Source organism: Jannaschia sp. L-14R, assembly GCF_056857695.1.
On the sequence record NZ_JBSXNP010000011.1, the window covers coordinates 352,316 to 371,389 of the forward strand.

Consider the following 19,074-nt stretch of genomic DNA (forward strand, 5'->3'; position numbering starts at 1 on the left):
ATCCTCATACGGTCGGGATGCCCTTCGCGCGGCAGTCGTCCACCGCCACCTCGGCATCGATCGTCCTCAGTCCACGGGGGACCCCAGCCGAGACGGTGTAAACCGCATCTCCGCGCCAAAGACCACCCTCTTCCATCACGTTTGTCCGCACCTGTCGCGCGAACCCGAACCCCCGGATCAACGCATATTGTGCCGCAGCGCACTGCGCGTAATCCAGCACGTCCCGCCGGTCCCGCGCCCCGGTCATAGACACGAGGAAGTTGACCAGATCACCCTCCAGAAGCCGTGTTTCGACCCCTTTGTAGTCGGGGCGGAACACGTCGGCGACCGGCTGCTCTTCAGTTTGGCAGGCCGCCAGACCCAGAAACAGACCCAGAAGCGGCCCGATGCGGGCGCGCACGGTCACTCTGCCGCGATAGGCTGCGCTTCGCGGGCACGGGCCAGTTGCGACAGCTCCGCCATCAGTTCGCTGGCGCGCGCCACCGGGTTGGTCAGGTAGAAATCGTCGATCGGCAGCCCGAAATCGCCATCGCCCAGCTTCGACAGCTTGCCCAGCGGCTCCGGTTTGTTGACTGCGACTTCATCCAGTTCCGCCAGATGCGGAGCGATCTCGACCATGGCAGAACGCAGTTGCGCCAGACTGTCGAAAGGCAGCTGGAAGCCGACTTCGGCGCTCAGCGCGCGCAGGATGGCCCAGTTCTCCTTGGCCTGGCCCGGTGCGAACCCGGATCGCAAGGCCAGTTGCGGGCGGCCTTCGGTATTGACGAACAACCCCTGTTCCTCGGTCCAGGCAGCCCCCGGAAGGATCACATCGGCGCGGTGTGCACCCCGATCGCCATGACTGCCCTGATAGATGACGAAGGGGCCGTCCGGCACGTCGATCTCGTCCGCACCCAGGTTATAGATGACCTCGGCCGAAAACACGGTTTCGATACCGCCGTCGGCATACGCGCCGACATCCATCGCGCCGACCCGACCCGCAGCCGTGTGCAGGATCAGCAAGCCGGAGTTTGAATTTTCCGCCACCTGCCGGGCATGGGCCAGCACTTCGGCCCCATCCGCACCGGTCAGGGCACCATTGCCGACAATGACAATGGACGGCCCGTCCTGCGTTTCCTGACTGACCTCCTGTCCGGACACTTGCGCCAGCGCGGACCGGTCGGTGCCGACATGCGCGTAATCATAGGTCAGATCGACACCTTTGCCGACCAGCCCGACGTTCGCGCCACGCAGCCATGCCTTGCGGATACGCGCATTCAGCACCGGGGCTTCGCGCGCCGGGTCGGTCCCGATCAGCATGATATGGTCGGCGGTGTCGATGTCTTCGATGGTGGCCGTTCCGGCATAACCGGCCCGATTCGCAGGCAGTTTCGCCCCGTCGGTCCGGCATTCGGTCACGCCGTCCATCGAGGCCATCAGCCGGGTCAGGGCAAAGGCAGCTTCTGTCGGGACCAGATCACCAACGATCCCGGCCACTTTTTTGCCCTTCATGGCCGTTGCCGCTGCCGACAGGGCCTCGGGCCACGTTGCGGGCCTGAGCTTGCCGTCCACGCGGACATAGGGTTGATCCAACCGCTGACGCCGCAGCCCGTCCCACACGAAACGGGTCTTGTCGCTGATCCATTCCTCGTTGGTGCCGTCGTGATTGCGCGGCAAAATGCGCATTACTTCGCGGCCCTTGGTATCGATGCGGATGCTGCTCCCGAGGGCGTCCATCACGTCGATCGTCTCGGTCTTGGTCAGTTCCCACGGGCGGGCGGTGAAGGCATAGGGCTTGGACACCAGCGCGCCAACGGGACAAAGATCGATGATATTACCCTGCAGGTTCGATTTCAGCGTCTCGCCCAGATAGGACGTGATCTCGCTGTCCTCGCCACGGCCGGTCTGACCCATCTGGGTGATGCCCGCGACTTCAGTGGTGAAACGCACGCAGCGGGTGCAGGAAATGCAGCGCGTCAAGTGGGTTTCGACCAGCGGCCCCAGATCCAGATCGACGGCAGCCCGCTTGGGTTCGCGGAAGCGGCTGAAATCGACGCCATAGGCCATTGCCTGATCCTGCAGGTCGCACTCGCCGCCCTGATCGCAGATCGGGCAATCCAGCGGGTGGTTGATCAGCAGGAACTCCATCACCCCCTCGCGCGCTTTCTTGACCATCGGGCTGTTGGTCCTGACCTGCGGCGGCTCGCCGTCCTTGCCGGGACGCAGATCCTTGACCTGCATGGCACAGCTTGCGGCGGGCTTGGGCGGGCCACCAACCACTTCGACAAGACACATCCGGCAGTTGCCCGCGATCGTCAGGCGCTCGTGATAACAGAAGCGGGGAATTTCGATGCCGGCCAGTTCGCAGGCCTGGATCAGGGTCATCTCCCCCGGTGCCTCGACTTCGATTCCGTCGATCAGGATTTTCTTGAGGTCGGCCATGCCCATCGCTCCGGTCAGCTAAAACAGCGCGTATCGATGGGGTTCTAGCCCGCCCGAACGGCGGAGGCCAGTCATTGCCCCCGCCAAAACGCGCGACCGTTCAGCGCGGGTTCAGAAGCCGCCCGACCTGCGTGTCCTGCGCGACCTGCGCACGTCCGACGGCGCAATGCGCCGCCACGTCGCCCTTGCGCGCTCCCAGTGCGGCCAGACGCTGGCGCGCGATGACTTCCAGCCTGTCCTTTTCGACGTCATCATCGATATAGGCGTCAATCTCGTCGGAAGAATATCCAAGGTCGCTGGCCGCCGATTTCAGCGCCAGCAGATATCGCAACCCGCGTATTTTACGCGCGTTGATATCGGGGCACACTTCCGAAATTTCATAGGCGATACCCACCGTAATCAACCCCTCGCTGATCCGTCGTTCGTCCTTCAGATCGGCAAAGGCAGGGGCGGACGTCAGCAGGGCGGCAAGCGTCAGGCAAAGGGGGCGCAGGGTCATATGGCTCGACTTTCGATAAGGTTCGCTGGTGGTGAACCTTGGCATCTATCGTCGGCTATTCAATATCTGCGGGTCTGTCAGGCGATGGCATGCCGGATCAGGTGCCCGAGGGATCAGCGCGAAATGCAGGTTCCTGTCAGCACCAGGTCGCCGCCTTCACCGATGGCGATCTGCTCGATTGGCCGGTCGGGTCCCTGCGACCACAGAATTTCCGACCCTCCGAACTGGCGCAGGCAGTATTCCACCGCCTGAACCTGACCGGCCTCGACTGCCCCAGTCAGGCTGCGGCCTGCATTCCGTGTCACGGTCGTGAAGTCGCGGCGGTTTTCCTTGCTGGACTGGACACGGGTGCGGAACCGCACGCCGTCGATCTCAGTACCTTTGCCGCGTAGCCCACCGCCGCTGAATGGACCCGAAGCCCCCGACGCCAAGCTTCCGATCGCGCCGCAGCCTGACAGCGCGAATGCGCCGACCAACAGAACCGTGAACTTCATCTTTCGACCTCCAGAAGCAGGGCGCCGATCTCGGTCCCCTCGGTGATTTCCCGGCGTCCCGCCGCGCAGACCGTCGTTTCGGTCGCGCCATCGGTCAACCCGTGCTTTTCCATGAACGCCTGTTGCAACACGGCAATCCGGTCGCCGGGGTCCTGCATCCGCGTGGTCAGATTCTCGGGCGTGAACCCGTCCTCGGCCAGCGCGGCGAGCGTGGCATCGGTGCTTTGCGTCATCGCAGCCGGGTTCACCGAAAGCGTGCCGCAATTCACCGCCACGATCTGCGCCGTGGACGTCGCCATGGCGGAGGTGACGAAATATTCCGGTGCAGGAACGGTGTCCTGTGCCATTGCGGGCGTCGCGGCCAGAAAGAGGATCGCCAGACGCATCACAGCGCGCAGGCTCCGACAGCCAGCCTTGCCCAACCATCTGAAACAGCCAGCGCGTATGGGCTATGGGCCATCGCATCAGTCATTCGGCAGCCACCGCCGACACGCGACCCGTCCGCTTGTGTTTGATGCGATCCTCGATTTCGTCGCGGAAATGACGGATCAGACCCTGGATCGGCCAGGCCGCCGCATCGCCCAGAGCACAGATCGTATGCCCTTCGACCTGCTTGGTGACATCCAGCAACATGTCGATCTCTTCGACTTCCGCGTCACCCTTCACCAGCCGGTCCATCACCCGCATCATCCAGCCCGTGCCTTCGCGACAGGGCGTGCACTGGCCGCAGCTTTCGTGCTTGTAGAATGCAGACAGCCGCCAGATCGCCTTGATAACGTCGGTGGAGTTATCCATCACGATTACCGCCGCCGTGCCCAGGCCGGATTTCTGTTCTTTCAGATAGTCGAAATCCATGATCGCTTCGCGCATGTCGCGACCGGGGATCATCGGCACCGACGACCCGCCGGGTATCACGGCCTTCAGATTGTCCCAGCCGCCGCGGATACCGCCGCAATGGGTCTCGATAAGCTCTTCGAAGGAAATCGACATGGCCTCTTCGACAACGCAGGGCCGATTTACATGACCCGATATCGCGAACAGCTTGGTGCCAGCATTGTTCGCCCGCCCGAAGCCCGCGAACCATTCCGCACCACGTCGCAGGATCGTCGGCACAACGGCAATCGACTCGACGTTGTTCACCGTCGTCGGACAGCCATACAGACCCGCACCCGCCGGGAACGGCGGCTTCATGCGCGGCATCCCCTTCTTGCCCTCGAGGCTTTCCAGAAGCGCGGTTTCCTCGCCGCAGATATAGGCCCCCGCGCCGTGGTGCAGATACAGATCGAAGTCCCAGCCGGATTTCGCGGCATCCTTTCCCAGCAGACCGGCCTCATAGGCCTCGTCGATGGCGTTTTGCAGCGCCTCTTTCTCGCGGATATACTCGCCGCGGATATAGATGTAGCAGGCGTGCGCGTTCATCGCGAAAGACGCGATCAGCGCGCCTTCGATCAGGGTGTGGGGATCATGGCGCATGATCTCCCGGTCCTTGCAGGTGCCCGGCTCGGATTCGTCGGCATTGATCACCAGATAGGAAGGACGCCCGTCGCTTTCCTTGGGCATGAACGACCATTTCAGACCGGTCGGGAAGCCAGCGCCGCCACGACCGCGCAGACCGGAAGATTTCATGATTTCGACGATCTTGTCGCGGCCAAGTCCGATCAGGTCCCTGGTGCCGTCCCACTGCCCCCGCGACTGCGCGCCCTTCAGGCTGCGGTCGGCCATGCCATAGATATTGGTGAAGATCCGGTCCCGGTCTTGCAGCATGTCGTCACTCCTTCTCGCGGCGCATCCGCCAGATCATAGCCGTCTCATAGATCGCCCAGCCCATCCCGACCAGCGCAACCGCATCCCCCAGACCCATGACACGGCGCGACAGCTCCAACTGCACGCCCAGGAATTGCAGCAGACCCCAACCCGCGAACACGGCAAGGATCAGGATGGCCACCCTGCCGGAGCGTTTGGCGATCGCCGTGTCTAGGTCAGAAGGTCCGGTCATTTCGGGCCCTGTTGAACAGGTCGCGACAGGTGTCGTCAAGCGGCCAGAGGGTCGCGGCCCGGCCCGATGACTGGATCAGCGCTCCTTGCTGGCCTTGCGGGAAAACGCCGTCTCGCCTCCCGATGCCAGGGTCTTGGCCTGACTGACCCAATCGTCGCGCTGCACCCGGCCCTTGAAACCTTCCAGATTATCATCGACCCAAGCCACCTCGCGTTCGGACCACCCTGCGATCTGGTCATAGTGCCAAAAGCCCATACGGTTGCACATCGCCTCCAGCTTCGGCCCCACACCCTTGATTTTCTTCAGATCGTCCGCACCGGTCCCGCGCGGGGCATCCAGGGTTTCGGGCTTGGTGCCGATGACACCGCCGGATGGCACCGCGCTGGTCGGAGCGGCGGCCGACGTTTTCACGGGCGCGCTGTCGTGTGTGGCTGATGCGGCTGCGGCGTCCGCGTCGGTTCTGGCCGAAGCTGCGTCGGCACCTTCGCCGATCGACGTTCCGGTTGCGGCGGGCGATGTGCCGCCAGCGGCGCCGCCCCCGGCGGCGGCGCCTCCCCCGGCAACCGAGGGGGGAACCGTGCTGCCGCCAGCATCCGCGCCGACATGACCGGCGGGCCGCGCGGTCTCGGAGGCGGATGCGGGCGGATCACCCTGCATCGCAGTTCCGGAGGTTCCCGTCGCGCTTGCGCTGTCGTCACCGATCATTCCCAGAACGACCAGCAGGATCGCGAATATGACGACCCCGCCGATCAGAGCCCAGAAGAACCCCCAGCCCATGGCAAGCCAGAACAGCAGAAAAAAAATCACGCCGCTGCCGGCAGCGATAGGCATCCGATTGCGGTGAACAGTAGTTCCGGTGTCGTCCATGATATATCTCCCCAGACTGGCGGGGGATCAGATCCTGGATCGGCCCCCTAGTTCGTGCGGGTCGGAAACTCCGTCTTCTGCCCGCCTTCCGTCAACACCTTAGCCTGTTTGACCCATTCGTCACGCGTCACGCGCCCCTTGAACCCTTCAAGGTGCGAATCGACCCAGGCGATTTCGTCCGCAGACCAGGATGCAATCTGGTCAAAATGCCAGAACCCCATGGAATTACATATTTTTTCCAACTTCGGCCCGATTCCCCTGATGGACTGCAGGTCGTCGGCCTTACCGTCGCGCGGGGCGCTCAGACCCGCTGGCCTGGCCACATCGGAAGGCGTTTCAGGCGATTCGGATGCATCCGGTTCCAGCACTACTTCGGATTCTGCGCGGAAATCGGCCCCTGCACCCGATTTTGTCGCTGGTGCAACTTCGCCGCTATCGGGCCTGCCCTTGGTCTGGGCATCCGATCCGCGCACTTCGGCCACGCCGTCGCTTGCATCGCCCCGCCTGCGGTTCGCATCGGACTGTCCGCGAACACGTCCGGCCTGTTTTCCATCCGGCCCGCTGGGCGGCAACATCGGGTCGCGCGCGGCAACGTCCGCATCGGGATCGGCCTGTTCGGCTTTCCGCCACGGCGCGCGCAGAGGCACTTCCGTGCCGTCGATCCGCTTGATCGTGTCACCCAGTTCGGTCGCAATGGCGACGCTGGCGTTCTGATCGTGGTCTTTGCTGCCTGCTGCATCGGTCAGCGTTGTCGCGCCGCCCAAAGGTTCAGACGCGAAGCGCCCGTTCTGCGGACCTGGCACCGGCACCTTGCCCGCACGGAACTCGTCCAGCATTTCGCTGAACCGCTCGACGGTCAGGTCTTCGTAGTAGTCCTTGCCGATCTGGGCCATCGGCGCGTTGGAACAGGCCCCCAAACACTCGACCTCTTCCCAGGACAACTGACCGTCTTCGCTGATGTCATGCGGTCGCGCGGCGATCTTCTCACGGCAGACAGCGATCAGATCCTCTGCCCCGCAGATCATGCAGGATGTCGTGCCGCAAATCTGGATATGCGCTGTCTTGCCGACAGGTTGTAGCTGGAACATGAAGTAGAACGTCGCCACTTCCAGCGCCCGGATATAGGCGAGGCCCAGCATTTCCGCGATATGTTCGATAGCGGGCCGCGTCAGCCACCCCTCCTGCTCCTGCGCGCGCCACAAAAGCGGGATGATCGCGGAAGCTTGCCGCCCTTCGGGGTATTTCGTCATCTGCGCCTCGGCCCAGGCCTGATTGGCGGGCAGGAAGGCGAAGGTCTCGGGCTGGTCTTTATGGAGGCGGCGGAGCATTTCGGTTCCTTCGGTAAGGCGCAGGCTATCTGGAACAAAGCGGATCGACCCACAAGCGGTCGGACCCTAGCGCTTGCAGTTTGTACGGGTCAGCGTGGCACCATCGACTGTCACAACGCCACGGGCGTCCAATTCACGGATGGCACGGGTAAGCCGGGCATAATGTGGCCCGTTTTTCGCAACCAGTTCCGCGGCAGGAACGCCGATATGAATCGACATTTGCCGGGCAAACGCCAGGCGATCTTCAGGCGTGGACGCATCGAACGAACAGTTCCGCAGACTCAACGCGTCAAGAATTCCTGCCTCGTATTCCGCAGCAGTCTGGGCGGTGGCAATCGTCCCGAGAAACATGACTGCAAGGCCTGTGATCGCGAAATTCCTCACCGGTCGATCTCTCCGAACACGACATCCAGCGTCCCGATGATCGCCGCCACATCGGCCAGCTGATGCCCGCGCGCGATATGATCCATCGCCTGCAGGTGAAGGTATCCAGGCGCCCGCAGCTTGGCGCGGTACGGCTTGTTCGACCCGTCAGACACCATATAGACACCGAACTCGCCCTTCGGGGCCTCGACGGCGGCATAGACCTCACCGGCAGGCACGTGGAAGCCTTCGGTATAAAGCTTGAAGTGATGGATCAGGCTTTCCATCGACGTTTTCATGTCGGCGCGCAACGGCGGCGTCATCTTGCCGCGCACCAGCACGTCGCCCTGGCCCTCGGGTTCCCGCAGCTTGGCGATGGCCTGCTTCATGATGCGGAGCGACTGTCGCATCTCTTCGATCCGCACGAGGAAACGGTCGTAGCAGTCACCGTTATTGCCCGTCGGAATCAGGAAATCGAATTCATCATAACATTCATAGGGTTGAGCACGCCGCAAATCCCACGCCAGACCCGACCCGCGCGCCATGACGCCTGAAAAGCCCCAGTCCATGACCTCCTGCTCGGAGACGATGGCGATATCGACGTTGCGCTGCTTGAAGATGCGGTTCTCGGTCAGCAACTCGTCAATATCGGCCAGCGCGTTCGGGAAGGTTTCGCACCACGCCTCGATATCGTCGATCAGATCGGGCGTCAGATCCTGGTGCACGCCACCGGGCCGGAAATACGCAGCGTGCAGACGTGCACCGGATGCGCGTTCATAGAACACCATCAGCTTCTCGCGCTCCTCGAAGCCCCAGAGCGGAGGCGTAAGCGCGCCAACATCAAGCGCCTGTGTCGTCACGTTCAACAGGTGCGACAGGATACGTCCGATCTCGCTGAACAACACCCGGATCAGGGACGCGCGGCGCGGCACCGGCGTGCCGGTCAGTCGCTCGATCGCCATACACCAGGCATGTTCCTGGTTCATCGGTGCCACGTAATCCAGCCGGTCCATATAGGGCAGGTTCTGCAGATACGTCCGGCTTTCCATCAGCTTTTCGGTGCCACGGTGCAGCAGGCCGATATGCGGATCGCAGCGGTCCACAATTTCTCCGTCCAACTCCAGCACCAGCCGCAGCACGCCGTGCGCCGCCGGATGCTGTGGCCCGAAGTTGATGTTGAAATTGCGGATCTTCTGCTCGCCGGTCAGAGCGTCTTGATACCCGCGCGGATTGGTCAGATCGCCGTCCATCATGCTGCATTCCTCGGTTTCGGTTCACTGAACGCAAGAATCCAGATCAGAACCAAGGCTCCGAGCGGGATAATTGCGACAAGCGAAATCCATGACGAATATCCGAATTTGGGCAGGAGCTTCCAGAATGGCACGACCAGCAGCACAGCCATGACGAGCATCACCAGAACACCAGAAAACCCTGTTCCATACATCATCTCGTCATCTCCTCAACCTTCGAGTGCCGGACCGCTCATGGTCCGGAACACCTTGGTGATAAGTTTCCATTGCCCATCTACGCGGATGAAGCCCAGATGATCCTCGAACCGCCGTGGCGGCACATCGACCCACAGATGGACGCGCGCCGTTTCGTCCCCTGCCACATCCACGCTGAGAATCTCGTAGGAAGGCTCACCCGGAAACGGCTCCCGTCCGCTGACACGCTCCAGGTAAGCCGCCTTGTCCCAGAACTGTGCGCCGCCTGACCCGGTGACTGCGGTCATGATAAAGCGGTCGTGACACATGGTCTCGAAAATTTCGGTCCGCGAATGGTGAATGCCGTTACAATAGGCGACGGCAAGCTCGCGCACAACGTCCAGAGACGGGACGGAAGCGTCCATCACTTCGCCTCCCCTGTCTTCTTTTCGTCACCGGGCAGCACGTATTCCGCACCCTCCCAGGGCGACATGAAATCGAACTGCCGATATTCCTGCGTCAGCGACACCGGCTCATAGACGACACGCTTCTGCACTTCGTCATACCGCACCTCGGTATAGCCCGTGGTCGGGAAGTCCTTGCGCAGCGGATAGCCGCGAAATCCGTAATCCGTCAGAATGCGCCGCAGGTCCGGATGATCCGAGAAAAGGATGCCGAACATGTCGAAGACCTCCCGCTCGAACCAGTTGGCCGAGGGGTGGATGCCGGTGATGGATGGCACGATCTCTTCTTCGCGGACGCGAACCTTCACGCGGATGCGGTGGTTCAGATACATCGACAGGAAGTGATAGACGACGCAGAATCGTCGTTCGTTACCCGGATAGTCGATCGCCGTGATGTCGACCAAAGACGCGAAACGGCACTGTTCGTCGGACTTGAGGAACTCCACCAGCGCGGGAATGTCCGATGCGGTCGCTTCCAGCGTCAGCTCGCCCAGCGTGATCGAATGCGACGATACCAGATCGGCCTGCCGCAACTCGATATGCGTGGCCAGTTCTTCCAGTTGGTCAATCTGAACCTGAGTTTCCATCAGCGCACCAAAGTCCCCGTGCGGCGGATCTTCCGCTGCAGTTGCAACAAACCGTAGAGCAACGCTTCCGCTGTCGGCGGGCAGCCCGGCACATACAGATCGACCGGCACGATCCGGTCACACCCGCGCACCACGCTGTAGCTATAGTGATAATAACCGCCGCCGTTCGCACAGGACCCCATCGACAGCACATACCGGGGCTCGGGCATCTGGTCATAGACCTTGCGCAGAGCGGGTGCCATCTTGTTGGTCAGCGTGCCCGCCACGATCATCAGGTCCGACTGGCGGGGGGACGCGCGGGGCGCGGTGCCGAAACGCTCCATGTCATACCGCGGCATGGCGGTGTGCATCATCTCGACCGCGCAGCAGGCCAGCCCGAAGGTCATCCAGTGCAGCGACCCGGTGCGCGCCCAGTTGATCATGTCCTCGGTCGAGGTCAGCAGGAACCCCTTGTCCTGCAACTCCCGGTTCAGAAGTTGCGTGCCGTGTTCCTTGTCGCCACCTGCGGTGTTCAATCCGGTCTGCACGCCCATGATGCCGCTCCTTCGGGAATCTCGCGGGGGCACGAAGCCCCCGGTCGCGTTGCGGTGTATCCCGCGCCCCATGAAGGGTCAACGCGGACACCTTTATGATATCGGTCCGATCGCGCGACTTTCCAGCCATCGCCAGGTCGCCGCATCGTCGGCCTGGGCCATTCGCTGCCGCGAGCCGCGCCCAAGACGATTCATCCCTTTCGGTCAAGGCTGGCCCGAAGCGATCTGCAACAATACTTTCGCCGTCTGATTGCCGTCTTCACGATACGGACTGACCGCCTGCCCGCCACGAAACCCTGAGGACGGGTCTGCGGGTAATTCCAGCGAGGGGGGGCATCGCCGGACAGGGCGACCTGATTTACAATCATACATCGGTCCAGAACGGGTAATCCGCCGCTTGGAGCAATTGCCAGAGGCGCGGCGTCACACTCCCGGCATTCGCCAGCGACGTCAGTGAACGCCCGCGCTCAATCCCACTCCATCGCGCCCTTTTTCCACTCGTAGGCAAACCCGACCGTCAGGACGACCAGGAACACGATCATCGACCAGAAGGCCGCGTCTGTCAGCCCGGCGAACGACACCGCCCAGGGGAACAGGAAGGCCATTTCCAGATCGAAGATGATGAACAGAATCGCAACCAGATAGAACCGCACGTCGAATTTCATCCGCGCATCATCGAAGGCATTGAACCCGCATTCGTAAGCCGAGACCTTTTCCGGGTCCGGCGCGCGCACGGCGATGATGGCGGCCGCCATGATCAGCATGAGGCCCAGCGCGATGGCCACGCCAAGGAAGATCATGATAGGCAGGTATTCACGCAGCATCTCGTCCATCGGGACCTCCGGAGGTATCTGTCACTTTGCTGTTAAGCCTGGCGCGACATGGCGTCAACGCAGGGTATCAGAACCCCCGCGTGCCCATCAGCGTCATCTTGACCCAGGCCAGCCCGACGCCGGGTGTTTCAACCCTGCACCAGCTCTGCCCCGGCGCGCAGATATCCAGATATCCCCCCTCGCCCGGCTGCAACTGTCCGATGATCTCGTTGTCAGTCCCCGGTCCGGCGCGAAGATTCACATACCCATCCGTGACGTTATAGAACGGCGCATCGGTCGCGAAGATTAGCGGTATGTCGGCGCCCGGTACGATCAGGCCGGCCACGTCCCGACGGGGCCAGACCGGCTCGACGGGGTCCGGCTCGGACAGAACCGGGTTTGCAGCGTCCGGAAGGGTCCGGACAGTATCTGTGTCGTCCGGAAGGGTCTGGACAGTATCCGTGTCGTCCGGAAGGGTCTGAATGGCCTGGATCGGATCGGTCCCGCCCGGCAGGGGACGGACCGGCGCAATCTGTCCGGGCGATTCGTCTTCCGGCTCTGGCTGAAATCTCGTGCTGCCACTTCCGACGGAGGCACGGGGTTCTGCCGTCGGGGCCTCTGGCAACGGTTCGACGAAAACCGGATTGATCGGAACAGGGCCGACTGTCAGCGGATCGGCGGTCACTGTCTGGTCAGGCTCGGGCACAACTATCGCCTGTGTCGCCCGCAGGATGGAGGTGTTGATCCATCCGACCTTCTGATCCGTCGACATCAGGCACCACAATCCACGCAGGTCACAGCGTCCCCGCTCGGCCACTTCACCCGGATCAAGCTGGTCCAGCACGGCGAATCCGACCCCCGGCCCGCCCCGCATGTTGACCGGATAGGTGTTCGCATTCCGCATCGGTTCCGCGACCGCGAACGACGGACTCACCAGCATGAGAAGGGCAAGAACGGCTGATTTCATGGCAAGCTCCCGTTGTCAGGTCCGGTCGACGACATCGGGCTGATATCCGACCTGACCCTATATGCAATGCTTTGCCCGCAATGGCAGACAGGCTGCGGTTTGTGCAAGAACCCGACCGGCCCATGCGGAAGTTATTGAATAACCTCGCCCATCGCCGCCCGCAACTCGCTCGCCGTATTCCGACTCCGGCCCTGACGGTTTTATAAGTCGCGCAGTGTCGTGGCTACCCGCCCCGCTGCCGACAGTCTGGCTGCCCCCGCCGCGAATCGCGCCGAAAGATATGGAAGCTGCGACATCGCCAAGAAACAGCGCGCGTTTCCGCATGCAATCCCGACCCCGCGCGCCAGAGCAGCCTGTCTCCAACACGGTCAGAGACAGGCTGCCGGAACCCGAACGCCTAGATCGCGTTCAGCAAAGCCAGGGACGGATCGCCCGTCACCGCCATCCCGCGTGACTGCTGATACGCGGAGATGGCGGCCCGGCTTTTCGGTCCGATCACACCATCGTTGCCGTCGGTATCGAACCCGGCGGCGGTCAGTTTGCGCTGCAATGCCTTCCGCTGGTCGATGGTCATGCCAAAGCGGTCGGGCCCGAATGCCTGTCGCAGCGGACCACCGCCAGCGATCCGATCCGCCAGATGTCCGACACCCAGCGCATAGCTGTCAGAATTGTTGTAGCGCTTGATGACACGGAAATTCGGTCCGGTGCGGAACGACGGGCCGCCCGCGTCGGGCGTCAGATTGCCATCCGCGTCCTCGACCGCCCAGCTTGCCCCGCGCTTCCAGCCCGCGCCCGAAAGATAGGATGCCGTCGAGGCCAGCGCATCGGCCGGGTCATCACCCCAGATATCGCGTCGCCCGTCGCCGGTGAAATCGACGGCGGATTGCAGATAAGACGTCGGAATGAACTGTGTGTGCCCCATCGCCCCCGCCCAGCTTCCGACCATGCGCGCGGGCGTCACGTCTCCGGCCTGGAGGATTTGCAGCGCAGCGATCAACTGCCCTTCGAAAAACGCGCCGCGACGTCCGTCATAGGCAAGCGTCGACAGGGCCGATATGGTCGGGATATCGCCGCGCCGCACGCCGTAATTGCTCTCGACGCCCCAGATCGCGCAGACGATCTGTGCGGGCACTCCGTATCGGCTCTCGATGGCATTCAAGGTGTTGCGATTGCGGGCAAAGGCCGCGCGCCCGGCCTGAACCTTCGACTCGGGGGCGACGATGGCGATGTAGTCCTCGAAACTGCGCTTGAATTCGGTCTGGTTGCGGTCGCGCGCGACCACGCCGGGCAGGTATCCTGCCCCCCGAAACGCCCTGTCGGTCACGTCCGCCCGGATGCCCTTGGCAGCGGCCCGTCCCTTGAAACCTGCGACCCAGTCGTTCCAGCCCGGATTCGGCTGCGGAAGCAGGGCCGGATCGATGGTCCGGGCGCTGGACCCCGCTGAAATCACGGGGTCGGCGGCGCAGGCCGACAAGGGGACTGCGGCAAGCAGCAGGGTGAATGTGCGACGGGTAAACATGCCTGTTGATCCTTCTGACGAGGGGTTTTCGGCAGCCTATCGTGCGCCCGCAGTCGGACCAAGGGGCCATTGCAGAATCCGGTGGAATCCCGCCGCTTACTTCGCCCATTTCGGTTTGCGCTTATCGAAGAACGCACCGACCCCCTCGACCGCCTCGTCGCCCTTCCACCGTGCGGCCAATGCGTCGATGGTCGCGGCAATCACCGTCTCGTCAATGACCGGGCCCAGGCTGCGCGCCAGGCGTTTGGCATCCGCCACCGCACCGGGCGCGCAGGCCAGATAGGGAATGACTTCCGCTTCCACGGCCGCATCCAGATCGTCGACGGCAACGGCGCGGGCCAGAATGCCCAGATCGACCGCTTCGGACGCATCGAACCGCCGCGCATTCATGAACACCCGGCGCGCCCGTCCCTCGCCCATCCGCGCGATGACATAAGGTCCGATTGTCGCAGGGATCAGGCCCAGCCGCGTTTCGGTCAGGCCGAACAGCGCCGTGTCTGCCCCGATCGCCACATCGGCCACACAACACAGGCCCACGCCACCGCCAAAGGCGTTACCCTGCACCCGGACCACCAACGGCTTGGGCATCGTGTTCAGCGCCTGCAACATGCCTGCCAGCCGCTTGCCCTCGCGGGCACGACCGGCGGCATCGGCATCGAATTGCGCCCGCATCCAGCGCAGATCGCCCCCGGCGCAAAACGACTTTCCGGTCCCGGTCAGCACGACGACCCGGCTCTCGTCCCCGCCCAGAACACCCGCCACCGCTGTCAGTTCGTCCATCATCTGCGCCGAAAGCGCGTTGTGCGTCTCCGGCAGGGTCAGGCGCACCGTCACGACGCCCCGGCCATCGCGGCTCACGTCCAGCGTGTCGTAGGTCATCCCCGCATCTCCTTCGCCATCGCCGCGGCCTGCGCGACGATTTCCGGGTTCAGCCCGGTCTCGAACCCCGCCGCCGCGACATGGGTCATCACCGCCTCGGTCGCCACGTTGCCGGCCGAGCCGGGCGCATAGGGACATCCCCCCAGCCCGCCCACGGCGGCATCGAACACCCGCAATCCGCGCGCCAGCGCGACATCCACGTTGGCCAGTGCGCGCCCCGCCGTGTCGTGGAAATGTCCGGCCAGCTGATCCGCCCCGATCTCGTCCAGAACGGCATTCAGCATCGCGTCCACCGCCTCGGGTGTGCCGCGTCCGACGGTATCGCCCAGACTGACCTCGTAACAGCCGAACGCCTGCATCGCCGCGACCACCGCCGCGACATCGCCGGGCGCGGTCGGCCCGTCGAACGGGCAGTCCGTGACGCAGGACACATAGCCCCGCACCGGCACATCGTCGGCCCTGGCCGCAGCGACGACGGGGCTGAACCGTTCCAGGCTTTCAATGATAGTCGCGTTCAGATTTGCCTTGGAGAACCCTTCCGAGGCGCTGACGAAAATCGCCACCTCGTCCGCGCGGGCCGCGCGCGCTCTCTCGTATCCTTTGATGTTGGGTGTCAGCGCGGCATAGGACACGCCCGGCGCACGTGCGAGACCGGCCAGCACCTCGGCGCCATCGGCCATCTGCGGAACCCACTTGGGGGACACGAAACTCGCCACTTCGATGCGGCGGAAACCGGCGCGCGACAAAAGGTCGATCAGGGCGATTTTCTCGGACGCGGGAATCATCCGCTTTTCATTCTGCAAACCGTCGCGCGGGCCGACCTCGAAGATTTCGATCTGTTCAGACATCCGGCACCTCATAGAAGTCCCTGTCGTAGAATCCCTTGGCCTCGCTGGCCCTGCGCCAACCGTCCCGCGCCTCGATCCGATCGATCCAACCGGCCATCCGCGGGCGATCCCCCACCCGGTGGAACCGCCGCGCCATCATCGCCGCCTGGCCGACCGCCACGTCCGCCGCCGAAAACGACGACAGCAGCCAATCGCCCGCCAGCCGCGCCTCGATGGCATCGAAGCATTTGCCGATCCGCGCCGACTCCAGCTTCATCACGACAGGGGAGCGCATCGATGCCTCGCGCAGCATCAGATGCTGTTGCGTGCAGGTCGCCGCATGCTGGGAAATCGTCTCGGCGAAATGCACCCAGATCAGCCAGTCCACACGCTCCGCATCGCCGGGCGGACGGCCCAGGCGTCCCGTCCGTTCGCAAAGTATCTCGATGAGTGCGCCCGTCTCCCAGATCGACCGTCCATCGAGTTCCAATGCGGGCACCCGTCCCGCCGGATTCAGCGCCAGAAACTCCGCGCTCCGCAGCGTCTTGTCGAAGGGCCAGACCCGAACGTCAAAATCCAGTTCCAACTCGTGAAGCAACCACAAAACCCGCTGCGAGCGGCTGCCGGGAACGTGATGCAGGATGATCTCGCTCATGCGTCCTCTTCCATCCGCACCAGCGCGGCCCCGGCCTCGACCTGATCGCCTGCTGCCACCAGCACCTCGCCCACGATGCCGTCGCGTGGCGCGACCATCGCGTGTTCCATTTTCATCGCTTCCAGCACCGCCAGCCGCGCGCCCGCGACGACACTGTCGCCCGGCGCGACGTGAATCGACTTCACCAGCCCCGGCATCGGCGCTTCGATCACACCGGAGCCCGCGCCCCCCGCCGCATCCACCGCCAGCGGATCGGGCACGGCGAAGGAATAGACGTTGCCCCAGAAGACATGGACCATCCCCGGCCCATCCCCCACTTCGGCCGACACCGCCACGTCATCGACCCGCCATCCGCCGCCGCGCGTCACGATATGGCTCACCCCGTCCAGCGTCACCCGATACCGATCCCCGCCCAGCCCTTCGACGCGCGCGGCAATCGCCTCGTCGCCCCAGACCAGATGTGCCGTCCAGACCATCGGGACCCACAGGTGCAGCGCCTCGGCCCCCTGCCCCCGGTGCAGCCCCAGTGCCGCCAGTGCCGCAATCGCGCGCGCCCGCGAACATGGGTTGGGTCTTGCGGACAGCACCTCGACATCGCGGTCGATCAGCCCGGTATCGACGTCGCCCGCGCGAAATGCATCATGTTGCGACAGCTTTCGCAGGAACGACAAATTCGTCACCGTCCCGGCCACCTGTGTCCCCGCCAGCGCCCGTTCCAGCGACAGCAACGCCGTCGCCCGCGTCGGCCCGTGAACCACGATCTTGGCAATCATCGGATCGTACCATGGCGAAATCGCATCGTCAGGACGCACCCCGGTTTCGGCCCGCGCGCCGTCGGGAAACCGCAGATGAGTCAGCGTCCCGGTCTGTGGCAGGAAGCCGTTCGCGGTATCCTCGGCATAGAGCCGCGCCTCGAAAGCATGCCCGTTGATCGACAACTGGTGCTGCGACATCGGCAACCCCTCACCACTGGCCACGCGCAACTGCCATTCCACCAGATCGACGCCGGTGATCGCCTCGGTCACGGGGTGTTCGACCTGCAACCGCGTGTTCATCTCCATGAACCAGAATCCATCCGCGCGCAGGCCGTCCGAGGCATCGACGATGAATTCCACGGTCCCCGCCCCGGAATATCCGATGGCTTCGGCGGCACGCACGGCGGCGTCTCCCATGGCCTCCCGCATTTCTACCGTCATCCCCGGCGCGGGGGCCTCCTCGATCACTTTCTGATGGCGACGCTGCAACGAACAATCACGTTCGAACAGATGCACGGCCTTCTCGCCATCCCCGAAGACTTGCACCTCGATGTGGCGCGGCGTGGTGATCCACTTTTCGATCAGGACATGCGCGTTGCCAAAGGCTTTCCTGGCCTCCGACTGCGCTGATTCCAGCGCGTCCGCGAATCCGCCCGGCACATCGACCTTGCGCATCCCCTTGCCGCCGCCGCCCGCGACCGCCTTGATCAGCACCGGATACCCGATGTTGTCGGCCTCCGCCGCCAGATCCGCCGGGACCTGCCCTTGGCCCTGATACCCCGGCACCACGGGTACGCCCGCCTGCGCCATCAGATCCTTGGCCGCGTCCTTCAGCCCCATCGCCCGGATCGCACTGGCCGACGGCCCGATAAACACAAGTCCTGCCGCCTCCACAGCCTCGACGAACTCCGGATTCTCGGACAGGAAACCATATCCGGGATGGATGGCCTGCGCCCCTGTGGCCCGTGCCGCGTCGATGATCGCATCGCCCCGCAGATAGCTTTCCGCCGGTGCCGCCCCGCCCAAAGACACCGCCTGATCCGCCATCGCCACGTGCCGGGCGCGCGCGTCCACGTCGGAATGCACCGCGACCGTCTGGACGCCCAGACGACGGCAGGTGTCGATCACCCGACAGGCGATCTCGCCCCGGTTGGCGATCAGGATCCTGGTGAACATCAGGATTTCCCTTCCGCATAATCCTCGACCACGCGGAAACGCTCGCACATGATCTTCATGTCCTCCGACCAACCGCCCGTTCGCTCGAAATACGGACGGTAAACCTCGCGCCAATGGTCCAGATCGCGGAATTCGCCCTGAGCCGCGACGAATTCCGCGTCCATTTCCGACCAGCGCCGCGTCGAGACCTCGACCGTCTCGATCATCACGGCGGGCATGCCGTCCCATTCCAGCGCCACGTCCTGCCGCCCCACCTCGGGCCAGGTGTCACCCTTCGGGCCATAGTGCCGGGCGGCCTCGCAGGTCGCGGTCTTGGTGCCCGCCCGCACCAGCGCCAGAATTTCATCGCAAAGCGCCTTGCTGTCTCCGAAACGGAACGTCTCCGCCTCCGGGTTGGCGTCGATGATCTCCTGCAAGGTCCGGCTCATCGCGCGCTCCCTCCGTCTTTGCACTGCAAATATTCCCGCCGGAGGCCACGCGACGCGGCCTTCCACGACACGGCCTTCCA

At 63.7% G+C, this 19,074-nt stretch carries 23 protein-coding genes; all 23 read right to left on the reverse strand.

All coding sequences use genetic code 11. The features are described from left to right. Positions 1 to 4: 4 nt before the first annotated feature. The gene (locus AC13C2_RS14505; protein ID WP_474521036.1) at positions 5 to 406 is read right to left on the reverse strand and encodes a hypothetical protein; all 402 of its coding nucleotides are present in this window, start codon (positions 404 to 406) and stop codon (positions 5 to 7) included. Then, on the reverse strand, positions 403 to 2,421 hold the full coding sequence (gene nuoG / locus AC13C2_RS14510; RefSeq protein WP_482887256.1) for an NADH-quinone oxidoreductase subunit NuoG: 2,019 nt from the start codon (positions 2,419 to 2,421) through the stop codon (positions 403 to 405). The genes AC13C2_RS14505 and nuoG overlap by 4 nt, the downstream gene beginning before the upstream one ends. 100 nt (positions 2,422 to 2,521) lie before the next feature. Beyond that, positions 2,522 to 2,920: a DUF5333 domain-containing protein gene (locus AC13C2_RS14515; RefSeq protein ID WP_482887257.1), complete on the reverse strand. Its 399-nt coding sequence runs from the start codon at positions 2,918 to 2,920 to the stop codon at positions 2,522 to 2,524. 113 nt (positions 2,921 to 3,033) lie between these two features. Beyond that, a complete protein-coding gene (locus AC13C2_RS14520; RefSeq protein ID WP_482887258.1) occupies positions 3,034 to 3,414 on the reverse strand; it encodes a hypothetical protein in 381 nt (126 codons plus the stop codon). Then, complete coding sequence (locus tag AC13C2_RS14525; protein ID WP_339642805.1) at positions 3,411 to 3,800, reverse strand: DUF5333 family protein; 390 nt, start codon at positions 3,798 to 3,800, stop codon at positions 3,411 to 3,413. Before AC13C2_RS14525 ends, AC13C2_RS14520 begins: the two co-directional genes overlap by 4 nt. A gap of 82 nt (positions 3,801 to 3,882) precedes the next feature. Further along, entirely contained in the window at positions 3,883 to 5,178 is a 1,296-nt protein-coding gene (gene nuoF / locus AC13C2_RS14530; RefSeq protein WP_339642803.1) for an NADH-quinone oxidoreductase subunit NuoF, read from the reverse strand. A gap of 4 nt (positions 5,179 to 5,182) precedes the next feature. Further along, on the reverse strand, positions 5,183 to 5,410 hold the full coding sequence (locus AC13C2_RS14535; RefSeq protein WP_092759959.1) for a DUF5337 family protein: 228 nt from the start codon (positions 5,408 to 5,410) through the stop codon (positions 5,183 to 5,185). 75 nt (positions 5,411 to 5,485) lie between these two features. After that, positions 5,486 to 6,277: an NADH-quinone oxidoreductase subunit E gene (locus tag AC13C2_RS14540; protein ID WP_175495757.1), complete on the reverse strand. Its 792-nt coding sequence runs from the start codon at positions 6,275 to 6,277 to the stop codon at positions 5,486 to 5,488. Between the two features lie 47 nt (positions 6,278 to 6,324). Continuing rightward, a complete protein-coding gene (locus tag AC13C2_RS14545; RefSeq protein WP_482887259.1) occupies positions 6,325 to 7,605 on the reverse strand; it encodes an NADH-quinone oxidoreductase subunit E in 1,281 nt (426 codons plus the stop codon). Positions 7,606 to 7,671: 66 nt separating this feature from the next. Beyond that, complete coding sequence (locus AC13C2_RS14550) at positions 7,672 to 7,989, reverse strand: hypothetical protein (RefSeq protein WP_339642792.1); 318 nt, start codon at positions 7,987 to 7,989, stop codon at positions 7,672 to 7,674. Further along, entirely contained in the window at positions 7,986 to 9,221 is a 1,236-nt protein-coding gene (locus tag AC13C2_RS14555) for an NADH-quinone oxidoreductase subunit D (protein WP_423787133.1), read from the reverse strand. The genes AC13C2_RS14550 and AC13C2_RS14555 overlap by 4 nt, the downstream gene beginning before the upstream one ends. After that, positions 9,218 to 9,415 carry a hypothetical protein gene (locus AC13C2_RS14560; protein ID WP_482887260.1) on the reverse strand — a complete coding sequence of 66 codons (198 nt, stop codon included), beginning with the start codon at positions 9,413 to 9,415 and terminating at the stop codon, positions 9,218 to 9,220. Before AC13C2_RS14560 ends, AC13C2_RS14555 begins: the two co-directional genes overlap by 4 nt. A 12-nt stretch (positions 9,416 to 9,427) precedes the next feature. Next, positions 9,428 to 9,817: a nuclear transport factor 2 family protein gene (locus AC13C2_RS14565; RefSeq protein ID WP_482887261.1), complete on the reverse strand. Its 390-nt coding sequence runs from the start codon at positions 9,815 to 9,817 to the stop codon at positions 9,428 to 9,430. Beyond that, entirely contained in the window at positions 9,817 to 10,443 is a 627-nt protein-coding gene (locus AC13C2_RS14570; protein ID WP_092759954.1) for an NADH-quinone oxidoreductase subunit C, read from the reverse strand. The genes AC13C2_RS14565 and AC13C2_RS14570 overlap by 1 nt, the downstream gene beginning before the upstream one ends. Continuing rightward, positions 10,443 to 10,976 carry a NuoB/complex I 20 kDa subunit family protein gene (locus tag AC13C2_RS14575; protein WP_092759953.1) on the reverse strand — a complete coding sequence of 178 codons (534 nt, stop codon included), beginning with the start codon at positions 10,974 to 10,976 and terminating at the stop codon, positions 10,443 to 10,445. Before AC13C2_RS14575 ends, AC13C2_RS14570 begins: the two co-directional genes overlap by 1 nt. A 467-nt stretch (positions 10,977 to 11,443) precedes the next feature. Beyond that, the gene (locus tag AC13C2_RS14580; RefSeq protein ID WP_092759949.1) at positions 11,444 to 11,809 is read right to left on the reverse strand and encodes an NADH-quinone oxidoreductase subunit A; all 366 of its coding nucleotides are present in this window, start codon (positions 11,807 to 11,809) and stop codon (positions 11,444 to 11,446) included. A gap of 67 nt (positions 11,810 to 11,876) precedes the next feature. Further along, a complete protein-coding gene (locus AC13C2_RS14585) occupies positions 11,877 to 12,755 on the reverse strand; it encodes an SH3 domain-containing protein (RefSeq protein ID WP_482887262.1) in 879 nt (292 codons plus the stop codon). A 397-nt stretch (positions 12,756 to 13,152) separates the two neighbouring features. Continuing rightward, a complete protein-coding gene (locus AC13C2_RS14590) occupies positions 13,153 to 14,274 on the reverse strand; it encodes a lytic murein transglycosylase (protein WP_482887263.1) in 1,122 nt (373 codons plus the stop codon). Between the two features lie 96 nt (positions 14,275 to 14,370). Further along, positions 14,371 to 15,153, reverse strand: a complete 783-nt coding sequence (locus tag AC13C2_RS14595) for a crotonase/enoyl-CoA hydratase family protein (protein ID WP_482887264.1) — start codon at positions 15,151 to 15,153, stop codon at positions 14,371 to 14,373. Continuing rightward, complete coding sequence (locus tag AC13C2_RS14600) at positions 15,150 to 16,001, reverse strand: hydroxymethylglutaryl-CoA lyase (RefSeq protein WP_482887265.1); 852 nt, start codon at positions 15,999 to 16,001, stop codon at positions 15,150 to 15,152. Before AC13C2_RS14600 ends, AC13C2_RS14595 begins: the two co-directional genes overlap by 4 nt. Next, a complete protein-coding gene (locus AC13C2_RS14605; protein WP_482887266.1) occupies positions 15,994 to 16,635 on the reverse strand; it encodes a glutathione S-transferase family protein in 642 nt (213 codons plus the stop codon). The genes AC13C2_RS14600 and AC13C2_RS14605 overlap by 8 nt, the downstream gene beginning before the upstream one ends. Next, positions 16,632 to 18,566 carry an ATP-binding protein gene (locus AC13C2_RS14610; protein ID WP_482887267.1) on the reverse strand — a complete coding sequence of 645 codons (1,935 nt, stop codon included), beginning with the start codon at positions 18,564 to 18,566 and terminating at the stop codon, positions 16,632 to 16,634. The genes AC13C2_RS14605 and AC13C2_RS14610 overlap by 4 nt, the downstream gene beginning before the upstream one ends. Further along, a complete protein-coding gene (locus AC13C2_RS14615; protein WP_092759934.1) occupies positions 18,566 to 18,994 on the reverse strand; it encodes an ASCH domain-containing protein in 429 nt (142 codons plus the stop codon). The genes AC13C2_RS14610 and AC13C2_RS14615 overlap by 1 nt, the downstream gene beginning before the upstream one ends. Positions 18,995 to 19,074 lie beyond the last annotated feature (80 nt).